Genomic DNA, 1881 nt, shown 5'->3' on the forward strand with positions numbered 1-1881 from the left:
CGGGGACATCCGCGCGCTCGCAGCGTTCGCGGTCCTCGGTCCACGAGGTCGGCAGGTAGAGCTCCCGGTCGATCAACGCCCGCCCCCGCTTCGAGGCGTAGGCCAGGAACACACCGAGCTGACAGTTGTCGATCTTCCCGCTGGTGCCGGTGTACTGGCGCTGCACCCCGGCCGAACGCAGGCCCTTCTTGATGAACCCGGTCTCGTCCACGATGAACACCCCCGACGCGGTGTCGGTGAGATGTTGCAGGACGTAGCCGCGCAGGTCGTCGCGGACCCCGTCGACGTCCCAGTCCGCGGTGCGCAGCAGCCGCTGCATCCCGTCCGGCGACATCGCCCCGGCGTGTTCGGCGAGGGTCCAGCCGTTCTTCCGCTCGAGCCCCGCGAGCAGGCCTCGCAGGTAGGTTCCGACCCGCCGGCGCGGCTCGACCCTGCGGAAACGGCCAGAGATCAGCTCCACCACCGCGTCCAACGAGGCCACCCACCCGGCAAGATCAACCACGCGGTGATCATCACCGCCGAACGGCCGTCAGCCTCTCACCACACGCCGAACTGCCGTTGCAGTATTAGGCGTTTTCCTAAGGAAAACGCCCGGCCCGGCTCGGTGTGCTCGGCTGCTGGGTGTGGTCGGTGGTGACGCCGTCGGCTCGTCGGGCCAGTGGCGCACAGCGATGGGCGCGTCGCGCGTACCCGTTGTCGGCGTCGCTGACTATCCTCGAGCGGGGATTCCCGTGCTGGGCGATGACGGAAGGTGGGGGCATGGGGGATGAGCTGATGCAGATCGGTCAGGTGTCGACGCGCATCGGCCTGTCGCTACGCACCATCCGTCACTGGGACGAAGTGGGACTGGTGACTCCCTCGGCACGGTCGGCGGGAGGCTTCCGGCTCTACACCGAGGCCGATGTCGACCGGCTGGCGTTCATCAAGCGGCTCAAGCCACTTGACTTCAGCCTCGACCAGGTCAAGGAACTGCTGGCGACGGTCGACGAGCGCGGGCAACGCGATGAGCTCGGGTCGGAGCGCCTCGAGGATCTGCTCGGTTGCCTGGCAATGTTCCGGGCAGCCACGGACAGTCGGCTCGACGCCCTGCGCCTCCAGGTCGACAGCCTCGAGTCATTGTCGCGTGATCTGAAGAACCTCGACGCCTCCACCCGGTCGAGTAGCACCTCGCACGCCCCTTGACCTGTGCGGACGTACCGGTCATAGCGACGTCTCGGGGGCTGACGCAGAGCGAGATCGCCGCCGAAGGCCGAGGCTGGCGTTCGCATATGCTGTCGTCCTCTGGATCCCTACGGAGTTTCACCACGTGATCGCGACCGACCTCACACCGCCAGTCGGCAGACTACCCGCCCTGCTTTCGGGCGGATCTGAGCTTGAGCTTTAAGCTCTGAGGTCGTCGGCGTGCTGTCGCTGTGACCCCGGGTGATCATTGGTGCAGCCCTTGGTTGATCATGCTTCTGTCGAAGGAAGAAGATCAACACAAGGGCTGCGGTGGGTAGTGTGCACGCTCAAGCTCAGGTGGCGGCGTTCGGGGAACTGGCCCGGTTCCGTCACGAGTTCTACACGTCGTTGACCTCGCGATCTGATGTGCCGGATCCCTTGGTGAATTTGAGTCCCACGATGCATCCGATCAGGATGGTGAGCACAGCGGCTTTGGCGGGTGTGAACTGCTCGTCGCCCGTTAGCATGGCGTACGCTACGGTCAGTACCGCGCCGATCCCGATCCACACCGAGTAGGCGACGCTGACCGGGATGCTACGCATCGCGAGCGCGAGGCCGACCATGCTCAATCCCAGGAACACGAGGAACACGACGGTGGGGATGGGCCTGCTCAGTCCGGCGGACATGCCGAGCGCTGTCGCCCACACGGCCTCGAACACC

The 1881-nt window shown here is 65.8% G+C and carries 3 protein-coding genes; 1 reads left to right on the forward strand and 2 read right to left on the reverse strand.

Annotation, left to right across the window (positions count from 1 at the left end):
* On the reverse strand, positions 1-481 hold a 481-nt coding region (locus Ae505Ps2_RS28570), incomplete at its 3' end, for an IS701 family transposase (protein ID WP_249265393.1).
* A gap of 278 nt (positions 482-759) precedes the next feature.
* Here Ae505Ps2_RS28570 and Ae505Ps2_RS28575 point away from each other — a divergent pair.
* Positions 760-1182 carry a MerR family transcriptional regulator gene (locus Ae505Ps2_RS28575; RefSeq protein WP_075334862.1) on the forward strand — a complete coding sequence of 141 codons (423 nt, stop codon included), beginning with the start codon at positions 760-762 and terminating at the stop codon, positions 1180-1182.
* A 377-nt stretch (positions 1183-1559) separates the two neighbouring features.
* Here the strand turns inward: Ae505Ps2_RS28575 and Ae505Ps2_RS28580 are convergent.
* Positions 1560-1881, reverse strand: a 322-nt coding sequence (locus Ae505Ps2_RS28580; RefSeq protein WP_084786533.1) for a multidrug efflux SMR transporter, incomplete at its 5' end; no start/stop codon positions are given.

The organism is Pseudonocardia sp. Ae505_Ps2 (assembly GCF_001932425.1).
GTDB lineage: Bacteria > Actinomycetota > Actinomycetes > Mycobacteriales > Pseudonocardiaceae > Pseudonocardia.